This window comes from Shinella oryzae (genome assembly GCF_023038235.1).
Taxonomy (GTDB): domain Bacteria; phylum Pseudomonadota; class Alphaproteobacteria; order Rhizobiales; family Rhizobiaceae; genus Shinella; species Shinella sumterensis.
The window spans coordinates 2,152,923-2,170,631 of sequence record NZ_CP081987.1 but is presented as its reverse complement, the minus strand read 5'-3'; the positions used below and the strand labels follow the sequence as shown (position 1 = coordinate 2,170,631).

General features: G+C 65.4%; 20 protein-coding genes. 12 read left to right on the top strand and 8 right to left on the bottom strand.

What is annotated here, in order from left to right; translation table 11 throughout:
* Positions 1 to 3: 3 nt before the first annotated feature.
* Positions 4 to 723, bottom strand: a complete 720-nt coding sequence (gene mnmC2, locus K6301_RS10685; protein ID WP_247216786.1) for a tRNA (5-methylaminomethyl-2-thiouridine)(34)-methyltransferase MnmC2 — start codon at positions 721 to 723, stop codon at positions 4 to 6.
* On the opposite strand from mnmC2, the gene K6301_RS10680 reads away from it, so the two are divergent.
* Positions 722 to 1,900, top strand: coding sequence for an NAD(P)/FAD-dependent oxidoreductase (locus K6301_RS10680; RefSeq protein WP_247216785.1), 1,179 nt, complete (start codon positions 722 to 724; stop codon positions 1,898 to 1,900). The genes mnmC2 and K6301_RS10680 overlap by 2 nt on opposite strands.
* Before the next feature lie 6 nt (positions 1,901 to 1,906).
* On the opposite strand, the gene K6301_RS10675 is transcribed toward K6301_RS10680, so the two are convergent.
* Positions 1,907 to 2,281: a PRC-barrel domain-containing protein gene (locus tag K6301_RS10675; protein ID WP_247216783.1), complete on the bottom strand. Its 375-nt coding sequence runs from the start codon at positions 2,279 to 2,281 to the stop codon at positions 1,907 to 1,909.
* Positions 2,282 to 2,431: 150 nt separating this feature from the next.
* Here K6301_RS10675 and puuE point away from each other — a divergent pair, with 150 nt between their 5' ends.
* Genes puuE through uraH form a run of 4 tightly spaced genes read left to right on the top strand, consistent with a single transcriptional unit; the run spans position 2,432 to position 4,776 of the window.
* Entirely contained in the window at positions 2,432 to 3,364 is a 933-nt protein-coding gene (gene puuE, locus K6301_RS10670) for an allantoinase PuuE (protein ID WP_134646867.1), read from the top strand.
* Positions 3,361 to 3,858, top strand: a complete 498-nt coding sequence (gene uraD, locus K6301_RS10665; RefSeq protein ID WP_247216780.1) for a 2-oxo-4-hydroxy-4-carboxy-5-ureidoimidazoline decarboxylase — start codon at positions 3,361 to 3,363, stop codon at positions 3,856 to 3,858. The genes puuE and uraD overlap by 4 nt, the downstream gene beginning before the upstream one ends.
* A 51-nt stretch (positions 3,859 to 3,909) precedes the next feature.
* Positions 3,910 to 4,404, top strand: coding sequence for an ureidoglycolate lyase (locus K6301_RS10660; RefSeq protein WP_247216778.1), 495 nt, complete (start codon positions 3,910 to 3,912; stop codon positions 4,402 to 4,404).
* 9 nt (positions 4,405 to 4,413) lie between these two features.
* Complete coding sequence (uraH, locus tag K6301_RS10655) at positions 4,414 to 4,776, top strand: hydroxyisourate hydrolase (RefSeq protein ID WP_247216776.1); 363 nt, start codon at positions 4,414 to 4,416, stop codon at positions 4,774 to 4,776.
* Here the strand turns inward: uraH and guaD are convergent.
* The 3 genes from guaD to K6301_RS10640 all read right to left on the bottom strand — a co-directional run bounded on the left by guaD (position 4,773) and on the right by K6301_RS10640 (position 9,248).
* Entirely contained in the window at positions 4,773 to 6,080 is a 1,308-nt protein-coding gene (gene guaD / locus K6301_RS10650) for a guanine deaminase (RefSeq protein ID WP_247216774.1), read from the bottom strand. The two genes, uraH and guaD, sit on opposite strands and share 4 nt — an antisense overlap.
* Before the next feature lie 5 nt (positions 6,081 to 6,085).
* A complete protein-coding gene (gene puuD, locus K6301_RS10645) occupies positions 6,086 to 7,318 on the bottom strand; it encodes a urate hydroxylase PuuD (RefSeq protein ID WP_247216771.1) in 1,233 nt (410 codons plus the stop codon).
* 1,036 nt (positions 7,319 to 8,354) lie between these two features.
* The gene (locus K6301_RS10640) at positions 8,355 to 9,248 is read right to left on the bottom strand and encodes a LysR substrate-binding domain-containing protein (RefSeq protein ID WP_247216760.1); all 894 of its coding nucleotides are present in this window, start codon (positions 9,246 to 9,248) and stop codon (positions 8,355 to 8,357) included.
* Between the two features lie 100 nt (positions 9,249 to 9,348).
* Here K6301_RS10640 and K6301_RS10635 point away from each other — a divergent pair, with 100 nt between their 5' ends.
* Positions 9,349 to 9,528, top strand: a complete 180-nt coding sequence (locus tag K6301_RS10635) for a hypothetical protein (protein WP_247216757.1) — start codon at positions 9,349 to 9,351, stop codon at positions 9,526 to 9,528.
* A 37-nt stretch (positions 9,529 to 9,565) separates the two neighbouring features.
* Here K6301_RS10635 and xdhC read toward each other — a convergent pair whose 3' ends face one another.
* Positions 9,566 to 10,375: a xanthine dehydrogenase accessory protein XdhC gene (xdhC, locus tag K6301_RS10630; RefSeq protein WP_247216755.1), complete on the bottom strand. Its 810-nt coding sequence runs from the start codon at positions 10,373 to 10,375 to the stop codon at positions 9,566 to 9,568.
* A 28-nt stretch (positions 10,376 to 10,403) separates the two neighbouring features.
* Complete coding sequence (locus tag K6301_RS10625) at positions 10,404 to 11,177, bottom strand: 3-hydroxybutyrate dehydrogenase (protein ID WP_247216753.1); 774 nt, start codon at positions 11,175 to 11,177, stop codon at positions 10,404 to 10,406.
* Positions 11,178 to 11,373: 196 nt separating this feature from the next.
* Here K6301_RS10625 and glpK point away from each other — a divergent pair, with 196 nt between their 5' ends.
* Positions 11,374 to 12,867 (top strand): glycerol kinase GlpK, encoded by a 1,494-nt coding sequence (glpK, locus tag K6301_RS10620; RefSeq protein ID WP_247216750.1) that lies wholly within the window; start codon positions 11,374 to 11,376, stop codon positions 12,865 to 12,867.
* 24 nt (positions 12,868 to 12,891) lie between these two features.
* Here the strand turns inward: glpK and K6301_RS10615 are convergent, their stop codons facing one another.
* Positions 12,892 to 13,425 carry a GNAT family N-acetyltransferase gene (locus K6301_RS10615; protein ID WP_247216748.1) on the bottom strand — a complete coding sequence of 178 codons (534 nt, stop codon included), beginning with the start codon at positions 13,423 to 13,425 and terminating at the stop codon, positions 12,892 to 12,894.
* A 140-nt stretch (positions 13,426 to 13,565) separates the two neighbouring features.
* Here K6301_RS10615 and K6301_RS10610 point away from each other — a divergent pair, with 140 nt between their 5' ends.
* The 5 genes from K6301_RS10610 (at position 13,566) to map (ending at position 17,654) form a co-directional block, all read left to right on the top strand.
* Positions 13,566 to 13,994, top strand: a complete 429-nt coding sequence (locus tag K6301_RS10610) for a YkgJ family cysteine cluster protein (protein ID WP_247216746.1) — start codon at positions 13,566 to 13,568, stop codon at positions 13,992 to 13,994.
* Between the two features lie 75 nt (positions 13,995 to 14,069).
* A complete protein-coding gene (locus K6301_RS10605; RefSeq protein ID WP_134646892.1) occupies positions 14,070 to 14,444 on the top strand; it encodes a YciI family protein in 375 nt (124 codons plus the stop codon).
* Positions 14,441 to 15,712: an RNA polymerase sigma factor gene (locus K6301_RS10600; RefSeq protein ID WP_247216744.1), complete on the top strand. Its 1,272-nt coding sequence runs from the start codon at positions 14,441 to 14,443 to the stop codon at positions 15,710 to 15,712. The genes K6301_RS10605 and K6301_RS10600 overlap by 4 nt, the downstream gene beginning before the upstream one ends.
* Positions 15,713 to 15,793: 81 nt before the next feature.
* The gene (locus K6301_RS10595) at positions 15,794 to 16,855 is read left to right on the top strand and encodes an LLM class flavin-dependent oxidoreductase (RefSeq protein ID WP_247216742.1); all 1,062 of its coding nucleotides are present in this window, start codon (positions 15,794 to 15,796) and stop codon (positions 16,853 to 16,855) included.
* 46 nt (positions 16,856 to 16,901) lie between these two features.
* On the top strand, positions 16,902 to 17,654 hold the full coding sequence (gene map / locus K6301_RS10590; protein ID WP_247216740.1) for a type I methionyl aminopeptidase: 753 nt from the start codon (positions 16,902 to 16,904) through the stop codon (positions 17,652 to 17,654).
* Positions 17,655 to 17,709: the final 55 nt, after the last annotated feature.

Here is a 17,709-nt window from a genome sequence, read left to right as displayed (position 1 = left end):
GCGTCAGGAAACGGGTTTTTCGCCGCACAGCATCTCGCGCTTGCCGGCAAAGCCGGGCCGCCGCTCGACGGTGAAGCCGGCTGCGGCGAGATTGCGCCGCACGAAGCCGGCCGCGGCATAGGTCGCAAAACGCCCGCCCGGTGCGGTGAGCCGGAAAACCGCCTGCATCAGCTCCGGCGACCACATGTCCGGGTTGCGGGACGGCGCGAAGCCGTCGAGATACCACGCGTCGAAGGGCTCTTTTCCGCCGTTCAGGCTGTCGAGTGCCGCGCCGCAGACGACGGTGAGGCGGACGCCGGGTTCAAGCGCGATCTCCACGCGTCCGGTCGGCGCATCGGGCCATTTTTCGGTGAGCAGGGTGCGTTCGCGGTCGATTTCCGACCAATGCGCGAGCGCGCGGTCGATGTCGGCGTGGGCCATCGGGAAGAGCTCGAAGGAGGTGAAGTGAAGGCTTGCGCCTTCTGGCGCGCTTTCGCGCCATTGCCGCCAGGTTTCGCATAGGTTGAGGCCGGTGCCGAAGCCGAGTTCGCCGATGCGGAAGGTCCCGTCGCGCTGCCAGCGGCGCGGCAGGTCGTTGCCATCAAGGAAGACATGGCCGCATTCCAGGCGGCCATCGCTGCGGCAATAAAAGTGATCGTCAAAGGCACGGGAATAGGGCATATCGCCCTCGTGCCAATCGAGGGCCGTCGTATCAGCCGTGTTTTCAGGATCGTGATCAGCCATGGCGCATGCCGATAATCGCGGTAAGGCCGCTGGTCAACCGGGCGTGGACCTGCTTGTCGTCGGCGGCGGGGTCATGGGCCTGTGGACGGCGCTCCATGCCGCGCGCAGCGGCCGCTCGGTTACGCTCGTAGAGAAGCGCCGGATCGGCGCCGGTGTCAGCGGCGGCGTGCTCGGCGCGCTGATGGCGCATCTGCCGGATCGTTGGAACGCCAAGAAGGCTTTTCAGTTCGACGCGCTCGTCTCGTTGGAGGCCGAGATCGCCGCGCTGGAGGCTGAAACAGGGCTCTCGGCCGGCTACCGCCGCTCCGGCCGCCTCATTCCGCTGCCCAAGCCGCACAACCGCGATCTCGCCCTGCGCACGGCCGGCGAGGCGCTGTCCCATTGGAGGACGCCGGATCGCGCCTTCGCCTTCGAGATTCTGGATCGCACGCCCGCGGCCGGCTGGCCGGCCTCCGAGGCCATGGCGCATGGCGTCGTGCACGACCATCTTGCAGCCCGTCTCTCGCCCCGCGCGCTTCTTGCCGCCCTGAGGGCTGCGCTTGGGCAACTGGCGAATGTCACGATCCGTGAAGGTGTCGGGGTCTCCGGTCTCGATCCCCATGCGGGAACGGCGCGGTTCGACGATGGTACGCATCTCTCCTTCGACCATTGTGTGCTGGCGGCCGGTGTCGAGGTGTTCGACCTGCTCGAATCCTTTTCTCCCCCGGTCGCGCGTCCGCTCGGCAGTGCCGTCAAGGGGCAGGCGGCGTTACTCAAGGCATCGGTCGATCCGGCATGGCCGGTGATATTCGCCGATGGTCTCTATATCGTGCCGCATGACGATGGCCTCGTCGCCGTGGGCAGCACCAGCGAGAACGACTTTACCGATCCGCACGGAACCGACGGCCTGCTCGATGCCCTGATCGACAGGGCGCGCCTGACGGCGCTGGTCCTTGCCGATGCGCCCGTCGTGGAGCGCTGGGCGGGGCTGCGGCCCAAGGCGATCGGCCGCGAACCGATGGTCGGGCGCCATCCCGATCACGCCCGCATCAGCCTCATGGCTGGCGGCTTCAAGGTCAGTTTCGGCATCGCGCACCGCCTCGCGCGCCAGGTGCTGAACGAGATCGAGGGCGGCACGCTCGACGTACCGCCCTCTTTCGCCGTCTCAGCCCACTTCGAGGAAGCCCGACGTCTCTAGCGTTCCTTACATCCAGTAGGGCGGAACGCCGTAGTAGTCGTGGATCACCTTGCCGTTCTGGCGGTTCCACTCGTATTCCGCATCGCTTTCATAGTGCGGCGCCTTCTCGACCTGGTCCTTTGTGACATCGACGCGGTAGCCGCCGAGGCCTTCGTCATAGTTCAGCTTGCCCCAGGGCAGCGGATAGTGATCGCTGCCGATACCGAGGAAACCGCCGAAGCTGAGCACTGCATAGGAAACATGGCCGCTTCTCTTGTCGAGGATCAGGCGCTCGACCGAGCCGATATGCTTGCCATCGGCACCGTAGACGCTCGTGCCTTCGACCTTGTCACTGGCAATGAGATCCTGGGTTTCGCGAATGTTTGCATCCTGCATGGCCATAGTGTTTCTCCTTGGTTGACATGGACAGAAAACGGTTCCCGACGCTAATGGTTCCTCTCAAGTGCCAGATTTCGTTCGACTTCGGGCGGTCCGGTGCTACGGTGAGGCTCTCCGCGACGGAGGGCGCGAGGATATGGCCAAGGAGGTGGAATGACGGACAAGACTTACGCGCGCGACCTTGTCGGCTACGGCCGTAATGCCCCGCAAGTGCGCTGGCCGGGCGATGCCAACATCGCCGTGCAGTTCGTGATCAACTATGAGGAAGGCGGCGAGAGCTGCATTCTCGACGGCGACCCGGCCTCCGAATGCCTGCTGTCGGAAATCGTCGGCGCTGCGGCCTGGCCGGGCCAGCGCAACCTCAACATGGAATCGATCTACGAATATGGATCGCGCGCCGGCTTCTGGCGGCTGCACCGTCTCTTTACCAGCCGAAATGTCACGACCACCGTCTATGGCGTGACGCTCGCCATGGCGCGCAATCCCGAAGCGGTCGCGGCCATGAAGGAAGCCGGCTGGGAGATCGCCAGCCATGGCTATCGCTGGCTGGAATACAAGGATTTCTCCGAGGAGACGGAACGCCAGCATATCCGTGAGGCCGTGCGCCTGCACAAGGAACTGACCGGCTCGCATCCGCTCGGCATGTACCAGGGCAAGCCCTCGGCCAACACGCTGCGGCTCGTCATGGAGGAGGGCGGCTTCGTCTATTCCTCCGATTCCTACGCCGACGATCTGCCCTACTGGGTGCCGGGGCTCGACGGCGAGCCCTTCCTCATCATTCCCTACACGCTCGAAACCAACGACATGCGTTTCGCCACGCCGCAGGGGTTTAACACCGGCGACCAGTTCTTCACCTACCTGAAGGACGCCTTCGACGTGCTGTATCAGGAAGGTGCCGAAGGCAGCCCGAAGATGCTGAATATCGGCCTGCACTGCCGCCTCGTCGGACGTCCGGGCCGTGTCGCAGCACTTGCCCGCTTCGTCGATTACGTGCTCGGCCACGAGAAGGTGTGGATCCCGCGCCGTATCGACATCGCCCGCCACTGGATCGAGAACCATCATCCATCGAAGGGCCGGGGCGCATGATCGAGCGTGCGGATTTCCTTGCCCGTTTCGGCGGGGTCTTCGAGCATTCGCCGTTCATTGCCGAGCGGGCGCTGGACGCCGGCACCGTGGCGGAGCCGCTGACGGCTGCCGGCGTGCATGCGGCATTGACCGCGGTCTTTCGCAAGGCGAGCCCGGACGAACAGATGGGCGTGCTGCGCGCGCATCCGGACCTTGCCGGCAAGCTGGCGATTGCCGGCGAGCTGACGGAAGACAGCCGCAAGGAGCAGGCCGGCGCCGGGCTCGACCGGCTGAGCGCCGAAGAACATGCCCGCTTCACCGCGCTCAACACCGCCTATACCCAAAAATTCGGTTTCCCCTTCATCATCGCCGTCAAAGGGCTGACGAAGGACGATATTCTCGCTGCCTTCGAGACGCGGATCGACAATTCCGCGCAGGCGGAATTCGAGACCGCCAAAACCCAGGTGGAGCGCATCGCGCTCCTGAGATTGACTGCTCTGCTCCCCGGAGACTGACGATGCCCGATGACCCACGACCGCCCTTCCTCTCCCCGGGAGGGCTGTCCGATGGCTGAGACACTGACGATCCGGCCCCTGACCCCCGACGCCTTCGCGCCGTTCGGGACGGTGATCGAGGCGGACCCCGCCACCATGCGCCACATCAATGGCGGCACGACCGAGCGCTATCACGCCCTCGCAGAGGCCGAAGCGACGGGCGAGGATGCGAAGGTCATCATCAACCTCTTTCGCGGCAGTCCGCGCACCTTCCCCTACGCGATCGACATGATGGAGCGCCACCCGTTCGGCAGCCAGAGCTTCTCGCCGCTGGACGACCGGCCCTGGCTGGTCGTGGTGGCCGAGGATGAGGGCGGCCGGCCCGGCCGGCCGCAGGTGTTTCGCGCTGGCGGGCGCCAGGGCGTCAATTACCGGCGCAATGTGTGGCATCACCCGCTGATCGCGGTGGGTGCCGTCAGCGATTTTCTCGTCGTCGACCGCCTCGGCGGAGGCGTCAATCTGGAAGAGCATTTCTTCGACACGCCATACATCATCGAGAAACCCTGAGAGGACGCCATGAGCAAGCCCGGACGCCTCACCACCCATGTGCTCGATACCGCACTCGGCAAACCCGCCGCCGGCCTGCGCATCGACCTCTACTGGATCGAAAACGAGGAGCGCCAGCATATCACCACCGTCACGACCAACAGCGACGGACGCGTGGATGGCGCGCTCGTGGAGGGCGTCGGCTTCATGGCGGGTGTCTATGAACTGGTGTTCCACGCCGGCGATTATCTGCGGGGCAGTGGCTCCGTGCTTCCGGAGCCGGCCTTCCTCGACCGCATCCCGTTGCGCTTTGGCGTGGCGGATCCGTCAAGCCACTACCACGTGCCGCTGCTGCTTTCGCCCTACGGCTACTCGACCTATCGCGGGAGCTAGATCGCGGCCTTCATCGCCTTGCCCGCCACATAGGTCTCGCGCACGGCGCGGTCGTCGCCCATGGTCTGGAGCAGGAAAAGCTCGTCGGTGAGGGAGCGTGTGACTTCCATCTTGAGCGCCATCGCGGGGGTGGCTGCGGCATCGAGCACGACGAAATCGGCGTCCGTGCCGGCCTCCAGCGTGCCGATATGGTCGGACAGCGAAAGCGCTTCGGCATTGCCGAGCGTCATGTGATAGAAGCTCTCGAACGGGTTCAGCCGCTCGCCGAGCAACTGCTGGATCTTGTAGGCCTCGTCCATCGTCTTCAGCATGGAATAGCTCGTGCCGCCGCCGATATCGGTGGCGACGCCGATACGCACGGGTTTTTCCCGTCGCGACAGCGCTTTCAAGGGGAAGAGGCCGGAGCCGAGGAAGAGGTTGGACGTCGGGCAATGGACCGCCACCGCCCCGGCCTCGCTCATGGCATCCGCCTCGCGCTCGGAGAGGTGGATGCAGTGGCCGAACAGGCTTTTGGGGCCGAGCAGGTCGTATTTCGCGTAGATATCGGTGTAGTCGATGGCATCGGGGTAGAGTTCGCCGGTGAAGCGGATTTCCTCGTGGTTCTCCGACAGGTGCGTCTGGATGTGCAGGTCGGGGAATTCCCGGGCGAGTGCGGCCGTCATTTCCATCTGCGCCGGCGTCGAGGTGATGGCGAAGCGCGGCGTGATGGCCACATGGTTGCGGCCCTTGCCGTGCCATTCGGCAATGACGGCGCGGGTTTCGTCATACCCCATCTGCGGCGTGTCGAGCAGGCCCTGCGGGGCGTTGCGGTCCATCATGACCTTGCCGCCGACCATGCGCATGCCGCGCTTCAGGGCTTCGGCGAAATAGGCGTCCGCCGAGGCCTTGTGCACGGAGCAGTAGGCGACCGCCGTCGTGGTGCCGTGGCGGATCATCTCGTCGTAGAAGTGCCTTGCGATGCGGGCGGCATGCTCGCTTTCGACGAAGCGGCATTCCTCGGGAAAGGTGTAGGTGTTCAGCCATTCGAGCAGGTTTGCGGCATAGGAGCCGATCACCTGCATCTGCGGGAAATGCAGATGCGTGTCGATGAGGCCGGGCAGGATGAGGTGCGGGCGGTGATCGATCTCGTCGGCATCCGCGGCGGCCTCGGCGCGCACGGCGCCGTAGGGGCCGGCTGCGACGATCGTGCCGTTCTCGACCAGCAGGCCGCCGTCCTCCTCGTAGCGATAGCTTGCCGTGTCGTCGATGGCCTGCGGGCGGCGCAGGAAGGAGAGCAGGCGTCCGCGAACGAGGATTTGTGTCATGGCGGTCAGCTTCCTTCCGTCGATGTTTCGAACCACGCGGTGATGAGGGCGCGCTCCTGCGGCGTCATGCCGGTGAGGTTGCCCGGCGGCATGGCGTGGCTGCGCCCCGCCTGCAGATAGATCTCGCGGGCATGAAGGGCAATCTGTCTGTCGCTTTCGAACACAACGTCTTTCGGTGCAGCCCGCAGGCCTTCCCACACCGGCTCTGCCGCATGGCACATGGAACAGCGCGTCGAGACGAGATCGCGCACCGCGGGGAAGTGGCCATTGGCGGCGAAGCGCTGGGCGGCCGGGGGCAGGGCGGCATCGGCGCTCTCGCCGGTCAGCACCTTCGGCACGGTTGAGAGCCACATGATGACAAGGAAGATCAGCGCCGTCACGAGCCAAGTCCAGGTCGGCCTGCCCTTGCGGGCGTGGGTGGTGTTGAACCAGTGGCGGATGGTCACGCCCATCAGGAAGACGAGGGCGGCGATGACCCAGTTGAAGGCCGTCGCGAAGGCGAGCGGATAGTGGTTCGACAGCATGAAGAAGATGACGGGCAGCGTCAGGTAGTTGTTGTGGGTGGAGCGCTGCTTGGCGATGACGCCGTATTTCGGATCCGGCGTGCGGCCGGCGATGAGATCGGCCACCACGACGCGCTGGTTCGGCATGATGATGAAGAAGACGTTCGCCGACATGATCGTGGCCGTGAAGGCGCCGAGATGCAGGAAGGCGGCGCGGCCGGTGAAGACCTGCGTGTAGCCCCAGGCCATGGCGACCAGGATGAAATAGAGGACGATCATCAGTCCCCAGGTGTTTTTGCCGAGCGGCGACTTGCACAGAAGGTCGTAGAGGATCCAGCCGAGCGCCAGGGAGGCGAGCGAGATGAGGATCGCCACCGGCGTTGAGACATCCAGCACGTTGCGATCAACGAGGAAGAGATCGGCGCCGCCGTAGTAGACGAGACAGAGCAGCGCGAAGCCGGAAAGCCAGGTCATGTAGCTTTCCCATTTGAACCACGTCAGATGCTCGGGCATGGAGGCCGGCGCCACGAGGTATTTCTGGATGTGGTAGAAGCCGCCGCCATGCACCTGCCATTCCTCGCCATAGGCGCCGGCGGGAAGATGCGGTCGTTTCACCAGGCCGAGATCGAGCGCGATGAAGTAGAAGGACGAGCCGATCCAGGCGATGGCGGTGATGACATGCAGCCAGCGGACGGCGAAGGTCATCCATTCCCAGGCAATGGCATATTCGTACATGCGACGCATCCCCTTCTCGATTTTGTCCCGCAGTGCACATTGCGCAAGAATCGACGGGGAGGGAAGGGTGAATGCATATGCTGTTTGCCCATGCGGCGATGATCCCGCGCGGAGACGCCGCCGGGGTGATCAGCATTCGGCAATCCGGAGAACCGCGCGAAAGCGTTGCCTCTGGAAAGGGTGTGTATGGTGGCTTCGCTTTCGCGCGGCCCAGACGTTCTTCGGAGGCGGTCTTGTCCTCCTTCAGGCATGGCAGGGCTTCGCTGCGCATTCTGGCTGGCCCATGCGCCTTGTCCGGAAACCGCGTTCCGCACTTTCCGAGGGCATGGGCTGCCATCCTGCCTGCATGGCGGACCCAAACCGACCCCGCGACCCGGGGAAGGGGGAAGCCCCGCACGACGACGGGCGTCACCCCTTCGCCGCTCCAAACCTCTCTCGCCCCCGCCGCACGTTACGACAGACAACGAAAGCGCCTCCTCCCGCCCGCATCGACACGTTACGCGATCCGTCCGGCGGCGGAAGGACGTTCAGGATAGGCGAGGTGCGGAAGGCGGGGATGATTTGTGGGTGAATTTGGCGATGGGGATTGGAATGATTGGGTTTTTTCGGTGGCGGCGTCCCCGTGTTTCGCGGGTGGTTGTTGTCGTCATTACGCCAACCGCCACCACACCCGCCGTTGCCATACTCGCCGTGGCCACGCGCACCGTCGCCGCACTCGCTGTGGCCACACCCACGGTGGCCACAGCCACCGACGTGATCCTCGGGTCAAGCCCGAGGATGACGGAGGAGAGGGCGGTAGCTCAGTAGAGGCGTAACGCGGAAGGCATGGCGTGGAAGGCGCGGCGCGGAGAGGCGGCGCGGCAGAGGGAGGGCCGCGCGGTAGGCGGAGGCGCGGCGTCGTCGAGACGCAGCGCGGAGAGGGGGCGAGGGTGCGGTGCGGACAGGTATGGTGCGGATGAGAGCGGTGCGGATGAGAGCGGGGGCATACGGAGAGGGTGGTTCGCCGAGGGTGGGGTGAACGGTAAGCCCGCCGGGCTCACACCGCCTTTGGCAAGGCGGCGAGGATCCAGTCGCGGAAGGCCTTGATCTTGCGGATGTTGCGGCGGTTTTCCGGGTAGGCGAGCCAGTAGTCGCGGCCGTCATTGCAGGTGAGCTCGAAGGGCTGGTAGAGCTGGCCGGCGGCGACTTCCTCGCGAAAATGGCCGGGATTGAGGATGGCGACGCCCTGGCCGGCCATGGCGACCTGCGCGTCGATGGTCTGGACGCCCAGTTCGTTGGCCGGAAAACGTTCCAGGCCCGGATCATCGATCCCCGCGGCGGCAAACCAGGTGCGCCACCAGATGTCCAGCGGGCTGATGATGGGCAGTTTCAGGAGGTCGGCGGGCGCGCGGATGCCGCCGATCGTCTCGGCAAGCTTGGGGCTCAGCATCGGTGCGAAATCCATGCGCATGACGCGGTGGCAGGCAAGACCCGGCCAGTCGCCCTTGCCCCAGCGGATCGAGACATCGGCGTCCTCGCGCGAGAAATCGATCAGGTCCTGCGAGGTGGACAGCCGCACCGCGATGGCCGGGTGCTTGAGCTGGAAATCGCCGAGCGTGCGGCTCAGCCACTGCGTGGCGAAGGTCGGCGTCGAATTGATGTGCAGCTTTTCCTCGCTTGCGCCCTTCAGGTCCGCGATCGCTTCGGCGAGTTTGGCGAGACCTTCCGCCACCTTGGGCCGCAGACGCTCCCCCGCTTCGCTCATCACGACCTGACGGGGCTGGCGCAGGAAGAGCGTCACGCCAAGCATCTCCTCCAGAAGCTTGATCTGGTAGCTGACCGCCGTCTGGGTCATGCCGAGCTCGTCGCCGGCGCGGGTGAAACTGCCGTGGCGCGCAGCAGCCTCGAAGACGCGCAGCGCGTTGAGCGGGAGCGACCGGGACATCTTCAAGGCCAAGTTCTCTTTATGGATACAGACGAACGTTCGATTGGAATTCCAGCATTTTTCGGCGCATCGTGCAATCCATCATTGGAATTTTCGAGGCTTCGTCATGTCCTATGCTGTTCAAAGGGAGCCCACCGGCACCCTGCCGTTTCGTGAACTCACCGTCTGGCAAAGGCTGTCCTATGGCATTTTCCGCCGGCGGCGGGCGGGCGTTGCGCGGCTCAACATGGGTGCGCTGTCGGACCACCTGAAGCGGGATCTCGGCTTTCTTGACGGGCGCTGCTAGAGCCGCCGCGCGGTGCCGTGGTCCGGCTCGGCTTCTTTCACGGCTTTGCGGCGAAGGCGACGAGCAGTTCGGCGGCGGTCATGGCGGCGATGACCTCCGGGCGCTTGTCGTTCACGGCCGTTCCGCCGATCGGCAGCACGAGCCTGTCGGCCACGCTGCGGTCAATGCCGTCCTCATCCAGCGTGTGCAGGAAGCTGGCGCGCTTCGACTTCGAGCCGACCATGCCGATATAGGCGAGGTCGGTGCGGGCGAGCGCCTCGCGCGCGATCAGGAAATCGAGCGCGTGATCATGCGTGACGATGACGACGGCCGAACCCGGCGGAATGTCGGCGATGAGCGATTCCGGCATGGCGCTCAGCCGGTGATGCACCTCCGAGGTCATCTGGTCGAGCTCGGTTTCCCGGGCTTCCACGACGAAGACCTTGAACGGCAGGGGCGTGAGCGCATCGGCCAGAGCGCGCCCTACATGGCCGGCGCCGAAGACCCAGACCTGCGGCTTGCGCCGCTCGTCCTCGGCCAGCCGCGCATCCAAGGCGGCGCGGGCGGGCTCGTCCGCAAAGGTGAAGGACAGCGTGACGCGGCCGCCGCAGCACTGGCCGATTTCGGGGCCGAGCGGGATATCGAGCACCGGCTCGCCGCCGGCTCCCGCCAGCAGCTTGCGCGCGTTCTCGATGGCTTCATATTCCAGCTGCCCGCCGCCGATGGTGCCGTGGATATCGGCCGGCGCCACGAGCATGAAGGCGCCCGCGTCGCGCGGGGCCGAGCCCTTGACCTCGGTGATGTCGACGATGATGACGCGGTGTTCCCGGGCGAGAAAACCCTCCAGGCTGTCCTGCAGAAAATTCATTGTTGTCTTCTTGTTTCTTTGTCTCTTCTTACTGGGCGGTCCAGCCGCCATCGACGGAGATATGGGTGCCGTTGATCGATTTCGCCGCATCGGAGGCAAGGAAAAGCGCGATCGCCGCGACCTCGTCCGTGCCGACGAATTCCTTGGTGGGCTGGAATTTCAGCATGACATCCGATTTCACCTCGGCCTCGCTGATGCCGCGGGCCTTGGCCGTGTCGGGGATCTGCTTTTCGACGAGGGGTGTCAGCACATAGCCGGGGCAGATGGTGTTGGCGGTGATGCGGTTCTCGGCGACTTCCAGCGCCACGGTTTTCGTGAGACCCATGACGCCGTGCTTGGCGGCGACATAGGCGGACTTGAAGGGGGAGGCGACCAGGCCGTGCGCGGAGGCGATGTTGATGATGCGGCCCCAGCCCTTGCGCTTCATGTGCGGCACCGCGTTGCGGATGGTGTGGAAGGAGCTGGACAGGTTGATCGCGATGATCTGGTCCCACTTCTCGACGGGGAAGTCCTCGATCTTCTCGACATGCTGGATGCCGGCATTGTTGACGAGGATATCCACACCGTCGAATTGTTCGACCGTCGTCTGGATGAGGTCGGAAATCTCGTGCGGCTTGGTCATGTCGGCGGGATGGTAGAGCACCTTGCCCGTGCCGAGCCCGTCGAGCTTCGCGCGGATCGCCTCGATCTCATCGGCCGCGCCAAAGCCGTTGATGACGACATTGGCGTTGTTTTCGGCAAAGGCGGTGGCGATGGCAAGACCGATGCCGCTGGTCGAGCCGGTGACGACGACGCTTTTCATATGGGCAATCTCCAGTTCATGCTCTGATGTCGGCAGCCTACGCCCAAAATTCAAGCAATGACAATTGCGTTTTGCGCGCGGTACAGTCCCGCTGGAAGCGGAGCGGAAAGTGCGTTTTATTTTCCTTTGACATTCGTTTTTGTATCGTATTGAAGATTTCGAAGGGTCCTGGAGAGGCCCGCAACGGGAGGGCGGAATGAGCGGATATGTTCTCGCGATCGATCAGGGCACGACATCGAGCCGGGCGATCGTTTTCGACGGCAAGCAGAAGGTCGTCGGTTCGGGACAGAAGGAATTCACGCAGATCTTTCCGCAGTCCGGCTGGGTGGAGCACGATCCCGAGGAGATCTGGGAAAGCGTCGTCTGGTCGGTGAAGGCCGCGTTGAAAAAGGCCGACGTCAAGGCCTCCGACATTTCCGCCATCGGCATCACCAACCAGCGCGAGACCGTCTTGGTGTGGGAGCGCGCGAGCGGCAAGGCGATCCACAACGCCATCGTCTGGCAGGACCGCCGCACGGCCTCCTATTGCGAGAAGCTGAAGCGGCAGGATCTGGAAAAGACCTTCACGAAGAAGACCGGCCTGCTGCTCGATCCCTATTTCTCCGGCACCAAGCTGTCGTGGCTGCTCTCCAACGTGAAGGGTGCGCGGGCGCGTGCGGCCAAGGGCGACCTGTGCTTCGGCACCATCGATTCGTTCCTGATCTGGCGGCTGACGGGCGGCAAGGCCCATGTCACCGACGCCACCAATGCCAGCCGCACGCTGATGTACAACATCGCCGACAACAGCTGGGACGACGACCTCCTCGACATCCTGCGCGTGCCCGAGGCCATGCTGCCCGACGTGCTGGACTGCGCGGCGGATTTCGGCGTGACGGAGAAAAGCCTGTTCGGCGCGGAAATCCCGATCCTCGGCGTGGCCGGCGACCAGCAGGCGGCGACCATCGGCCAGGCCTGCTTCGAGCCGGGCATGATGAAATCCACCTATGGCACCGGCTGCTTTGCGCTGCTCAATACGGGCACCGACATGGTGCGCTCGAAGAACCGCCTGCTCACCACCATCGCCTACCGGCTCGATGGCGAGACGACCTATGCGCTGGAAGGATCGATCTTCATTGCGGGTGCGGCCGTGCAATGGCTGCGCGACGGGCTGAAGGTCATCAAGGCCGCGCCCGATACCGGCGATCTCGCGGCAAAGGCCGACCCGACGCAGAATGTCTATCTGGTGCCGGCCTTCACGGGGCTCGGCGCGCCACATTGGGACCCGGATGCGCGCGCGGCGATCTATGGCATGACGCGCAATACGGGGCCGGCCGAATTCGCCCGCGCGGCGCTCGAGGCCGTCTGCTACCAGACGCGCGACCTGCTCGACGCCATGCACAAGGACTGGAAGGCGAACGGCAAGGAAACGGTTCTGCGCGTCGATGGCGGCATGGTCGCCTCCGACTGGACGATGCAGCGCCTTGCCGACATTCTCGACGCACCCGTCGACCGCCCGACGATTCTGGAGACGACGGCGCTGGGGGCCGCCTGGCTTGCCGGCCAGCGCGCCGGCGTTTGGCCGGACCGCAAGGGCTTCGCCAAATCCTGGGCGCGCGACACGTGCTTCGAGCCCAAGATGGACGAGAAGACCCGTGCCGTGAAGATCAAGGGCTGGAAGGATGCGGTGCGCCGCACGCTGAGCGCCGGCTGACCTTCGTTCCGGAAGGGAGGACGGTCAGCCGCCCTTCCTGTCCGCGCGGTTCAGTTCGTACCACACCTCGCCCTGTTCGCAGCCCGGGAAAATGTCCGGGCCGGTGACGGCGACGGTGCGTGTGTGGCGCATGCCGAGCTTTTCCATGACGCGGCGCGAGGGATGGTTCACCGCCATGGTGCAGGCGGTGATGGTGTCGTAGCCGGCGCGTTCGAACCCCCAGTTCACCAGCGCTGTGGCACTCTCCGATGCAAAACCGTGGCCCCATTCGGCCTGTCGCAGGCGGTAGCCGAGTTCGGCCAGCCTTGCCGTTTCCGGCCACAGGCAGATCCAGCCGACGAAGGTGCCGGTGGCCGTGCGGCGCACCGTCCAGACGTAGGGCTCGGTGCCGCGCGGCATAAGGAAGGTCGCATCCGGGTCGCTCTCCTCCTTTCCGACCGCTTGGCCGCCATTCAGGAAGCGCATGACGGCGGGATCGCTTTCGAGCGCGATGAAATCGGCGCGGTCGTCGGGGGTGCACGGGGTGAGTGTCAGCTGCTTCGTCTGCAACACGGTCATCGGTGCGCTCCTTTTTCTGGCTGCGACTATGCCCCGGTTTTTCCGCTTGGCCAGTCCGTTCCGGCGGATCCACGCAGAAAATCGGTGCATGGCGGCGGGCGGGGCTGTATGGATCGGCCGTTTCGTCAAGGGAGATCGCCATGCCGCAGGCCGAAGACCGGTGCGCGCCGCCGACGCCCGCCACCGTGCCGGGCCGGGCTTGCGGCAGTTGCACGCTCTGCTGCCGGCTGCCGGATATCGACCTGTTCGACAAGCCGGCCAATGCCTGGTGCCGGCATTGCATTGCTGGCACGGGCTGTTCGATCTACGCGGCGCGGCCGTCCGTCTGCCGGGATTTCCTCTGTCTGTGGATGACGGACGCGGCACTCGGCGCCGACTGGGATCCGTCGCGTTCCCACATGATGATCTACCGGCAGGGACCGCAGATGACCGTCCTGGTCGATCCTGACCACGCGGATATCTGGCGGCGGGATCCGTATCACGCGCAGTTGCAGGCCTGGGCCGCCGAATGGGCGCCTGCGGGCAATTATGTCATCGTGTTCCAGCAGGACGACGTCTTCAAGATTTGACCCGGTGAAAATAATCCGGTGCGGCCTGTCGGCAGACGCGCTACCTCTACGTCTTCCAGCCAACGGGAGGTTTCCATGCTGTATGCCGTTCTATGCTACGACTCCGAAAGCGAAGTCTGTGCCTGGTCGAAGGAGCAGGACGACAAGGTCATGGCCGATCTCGGCGCCGTCAACCAGCGTTATGCCGAGGCCGGCAAGCTGGGACCCGTCGCCCGCCTGATGCCGACGACGGCGGCCGTGACGGTGCGCAAGGGCGCGACCGACGCCATCGTGATGGACGGACCGTTTGCCGAGACCAAGGAACAGTTCCTTGGCTTCTTCGTGGTGCAGGCCGAGACGCTGGAGGAGGCGATCACCTTCGCGCGCGAGCTGTCCGCCGCCAATCCGGCCCATGGCACCTATGAAATCCGTCCGCTGCAATATTTCATGCCGGGAGTGCCCATCGCATGACGGACCCCGGCTGGATCGATCTTGCGCTCACATCGGCGCGGCCGCAGGCCATGGGCGCGCTTCTGCGCTATTTCCGTGACCTCGACCTCGCGCAGGAGGCCTTTCAGGAGGCCTGCCTTCGGGCGCTGAAGACCTGGCCGGAAAAGGGACCGCCGCGCGACCCGGCGGCCTGGCTGATCTTCGTCGGCCGCAACAGCGGCATCGACCAGGTGCGCAAGCGGGCGAAAACCCAGCCGCTGCCGCCCGAAGAGGTGCTGTCCGACCTCGGGGACCGGGAGGCCGACATGGCCGACCGGCTGGACGGCGCGCATTATCGCGACGATATCCTGCGGCTGCTCTTCGTGTGCTGCCATCCCGAATTGCCGGCCACGCAGCAGATCGCGCTGGCGTTGCGCATCGTGTCCGGGCTTTCCGTGCGGCAGATCGCGCGCGCCTTCCTCGTCTCGGAAGCAGCGATGGAACAGCGCATCACGCGCGCCAAGGCGCGGATCGGCGCGGCGGGCGTCGCCTTCGAGACGCCGGATGCGGTGGCGCGGGCCGAACGGCTCGGCCGCGTGGCTTCTATGATCTATCTTGTCTTCAACGAGGGCTATTCGGCCGGTGCGCCGGAAAAGCTCGACACGCCGTTCTGTTCCGAAGCGATCCGGCTGGCGCGGCTTCTGCTCATGCTGTTTCCGGCTGAGCCGGAGATCATGGGCCTGACGGCGCTGCTGCTCCTCCAGCACGCGCGGCGCAAGGCGCGCTTCGACGGCGACGGGCAGATCGTGCTCCTGGAGGACCAGGACCGGTCGCTCTGGGACCGTGGCATGATCGACGAGGCGCTGGTGCTGATCGACAAGGCGCTGCGCCACCGCGCGCCCGGGCCGTTCCAGATCCAGGCGGCGATCGCCGCGCTGCATGCCCGCGCGCCGATGGCGGCGCAAACCGACTGGCTGGAGATCGACCTTCTCTACCAGACGCTGGAACGGCTTCAGCCGTCACCCGTTGTCACGCTCAACCGGGCCGTGGCGGTGTCAAAGCGCGCGGGGCCGGAGGCCGCACTGGCGCTCGTGGAGCCGCTTGCCGATACGCTTTCGGGCTATTTCTATTTCCACGGGCTGCGCGGCGGGCTCCTGAAGCAGCTCGGCCGCTATGCGGAGGCCCGCGACGCCTTCGGCAAGGCGATCGCGCTTGCCACGAGCGCGGCGGAAGCGGCTCATATCCGCCAGCATCTCGACAGCGTGCAACGCGAAATGGCGGCCGGTACGGCGCCTTCGGCTGCTCCGTAAACACACTGTTTCCAGCGCGGGGCTTTCAACCGCGTCGTCGACGCCATATTTCAGGTGAAACCTTCTCATCTGGAACATCCCATGGAACTTGGTCTCTATACCTTCGCCGATGTCGATCCCAATGCCGCCGACAAGGGGCGGGAAGGGGAGCGGCGGCTGAAAGAGCTGCTGGAAGAGATCGAGCTTGCCGATCAGGTCGGGCTCGATGTGTTCGGGCTCGGCGAGCACCATCGCCCGGATTATGCGGCGTCGGCGCCTGCCGTCGTGCTGGCGGCGGCTGCGGCGCGCACGAGGACCATCCGGCTTTCCAGCGCGGTGACGGTTCTGTCGTCGGACGATCCGGTGCGTGTGTTCCAGCAGTTTTCGACCGTCGATCTCATTTCCGGCGGGCGGGCCGAGATCATGGCGGGGCGCGGCTCCTTCATCGAATCCTTCCCGCTGTTCGGCTATGCGCTCGACGATTACGACAAGCTCTTCGAGGAGAAGCTGGACCTGCTTCTGGCGCTCAACGAGAGCGAGACGGTCTCGTGGAACGGCACCACGCGCGCGCCGCTGCCGGGGCTCGGCGTTTATCCGCGGCCGGTCCATGGCCGGCTGCCGATCTGGATCGCCGTCGGCGGCACGCCGCAATCGGTGGCGCGGGCGGGCGCTTATGGCCTGCCGCTGGCGCTCGCCATCATCGGCGGCACGCCGGCGCGCTATGCGCCGCTCTTCGATCTCTACCGCGAGGCCGCGCGCCGCGCGGGCCAGGACGCAGCGGGGCTGAAGACGAGCATCAACGTGCACGGTTTCATCGCTGACACCACGCAGGAGGCTGCCGACACGTTCTACGGCCCGCAGGCCGCTGTGATGAACCGCATCGGCGGCGAGCGGGGCTGGGGACCGACCAGCCGGGCGCAGTTCGACCAGTCGATCGGGCCGGAGGGCCACCTGTTCCTGGGCGACCCGGAGACGGTGGCGCGCAAGATCGTGGCGCATCAGCGGATTTTCCGCAACGACCGCTTCCTGTTGCAGATGGCGATCGGGCTGATGCCGCATGACCGGCTTCTGCGCGGGATCGAACTCTACGGCACGAAGGTCGCGCCGCTGGTGCGCGAGATGCTGGCCGAGGACAAGACGGCGGAGGCGCCCGCTTCCGCCTGACAGCGGCGCGCGGCTGTGCTAGGACGCCCCGCGAAAGAGAGATGCGATGACCCTGGAGAATGACGAAGACCTGGAGGGCCTGAAAGCCATCGGGCGGATCTGCGCCAATGTGCTGCAGCATATGTCGACGGCCGCGCGGCCGGGCATGACCACCGGTGAACTCGACCTGATTGGCCGGCGCATGCTGGAGGAGGCGGGCGCCACCTCCGCACCGGAGAGCTGCTACAAGTTTCCGGGCGCGACTTGCATCAGCATCAACGAGGAAGTGGCGCACGGCATTCCCGGCGACCGCGTGATCCGGAACGGCGATCTCATCAATATCGACGTTTCTGCGGTGCGGGACGGCTATTTCGCCGATACGGGCGCGTCCTTCACCATGGGCCGGTCGACGCCGGCCGTCGAGCGCCTGTGCCGTGACGGCAAGCGGGCGCTCTGGGTGGGACTGAAGGAAGTCAAGACCGGAAAGCCGTTCGCGCAGGTGGGCAATGCCATCGGCGAATTCGCCCGCAAGAACCGCTATACGCTGATCGCCAATCTTGCGAGCCACGGCGTCGGCCGGTCGCTGCACGAGGAGCCGGCGGAAATCGCGACCTGGCCCGACCCGCAGGAAAAGCGCCGCATGACCGAAGGGCTGGTCTTCACCGTGGAGCCGTTCCTGTCGCTCGGCGCCAACTGGGCGGGCAGCGGTGAGAAGGACGAGTGGACGCTCTACAGCGAGCCGAGCGCGCCGACCGTGCAGTTCGAGCACACGGTCGTGGCCACCCGCAACGGGCCGCTCGTCGTGACGCTGCCGGGCTGAGCCTTCAACGGCGCTGATCGACGGATCAATTTATCTCGTTTGTTCGCCTGCCGCC

Excerpts from the sequence above, each read along its gene's own strand:
- K6301_RS10680 (WP_247216785.1), top strand. The coding sequence starts at position 722 with ATGGCGCATGCCGATAATCGCGGTAAGGCCGCTGGTCAACCGGGCGTG.
- mnmC2 (WP_247216786.1), bottom strand. The coding sequence starts at position 723 with ATGGCTGATCACGATCCTGAAAACACGGCTGATACGACGGCCCTCGAT.
- K6301_RS10675 (WP_247216783.1), bottom strand. The coding sequence starts at position 2,281 with ATGGCCATGCAGGATGCAAACATTCGCGAAACCCAGGATCTCATTGCC.
- puuE (WP_134646867.1), top strand. The coding sequence starts at position 2,432 with ATGACGGACAAGACTTACGCGCGCGACCTTGTCGGCTACGGCCGTAAT.
- uraD (WP_247216780.1), top strand. The coding sequence starts at position 3,361 with ATGATCGAGCGTGCGGATTTCCTTGCCCGTTTCGGCGGGGTCTTCGAG.
- K6301_RS10660 (WP_247216778.1), top strand. The coding sequence starts at position 3,910 with ATGGCTGAGACACTGACGATCCGGCCCCTGACCCCCGACGCCTTCGCG.
- uraH (WP_247216776.1), top strand. The coding sequence starts at position 4,414 with ATGAGCAAGCCCGGACGCCTCACCACCCATGTGCTCGATACCGCACTC.
- guaD (WP_247216774.1), bottom strand. The coding sequence starts at position 6,080 with ATGACACAAATCCTCGTTCGCGGACGCCTGCTCTCCTTCCTGCGCCGC.
- puuD (WP_247216771.1), bottom strand. The coding sequence starts at position 7,318 with ATGTACGAATATGCCATTGCCTGGGAATGGATGACCTTCGCCGTCCGC.
- K6301_RS10635 (WP_247216757.1), top strand. The coding sequence starts at position 9,349 with ATGTCCTATGCTGTTCAAAGGGAGCCCACCGGCACCCTGCCGTTTCGT.
- xdhC (WP_247216755.1), bottom strand. The coding sequence starts at position 10,375 with ATGAATTTTCTGCAGGACAGCCTGGAGGGTTTTCTCGCCCGGGAACAC.
- K6301_RS10625 (WP_247216753.1), bottom strand. The coding sequence starts at position 11,177 with ATGAAAAGCGTCGTCGTCACCGGCTCGACCAGCGGCATCGGTCTTGCC.
- glpK (WP_247216750.1), top strand. The coding sequence starts at position 11,374 with ATGAGCGGATATGTTCTCGCGATCGATCAGGGCACGACATCGAGCCGG.
- K6301_RS10615 (WP_247216748.1), bottom strand. The coding sequence starts at position 13,425 with ATGACCGTGTTGCAGACGAAGCAGCTGACACTCACCCCGTGCACCCCC.
- K6301_RS10610 (WP_247216746.1), top strand. The coding sequence starts at position 13,566 with ATGCCGCAGGCCGAAGACCGGTGCGCGCCGCCGACGCCCGCCACCGTG.
- K6301_RS10605 (WP_134646892.1), top strand. The coding sequence starts at position 14,070 with ATGCTGTATGCCGTTCTATGCTACGACTCCGAAAGCGAAGTCTGTGCC.
- K6301_RS10600 (WP_247216744.1), top strand. The coding sequence starts at position 14,441 with ATGACGGACCCCGGCTGGATCGATCTTGCGCTCACATCGGCGCGGCCG.
- K6301_RS10595 (WP_247216742.1), top strand. The coding sequence starts at position 15,794 with ATGGAACTTGGTCTCTATACCTTCGCCGATGTCGATCCCAATGCCGCC.
- map (WP_247216740.1), top strand. The coding sequence starts at position 16,902 with ATGACCCTGGAGAATGACGAAGACCTGGAGGGCCTGAAAGCCATCGGG.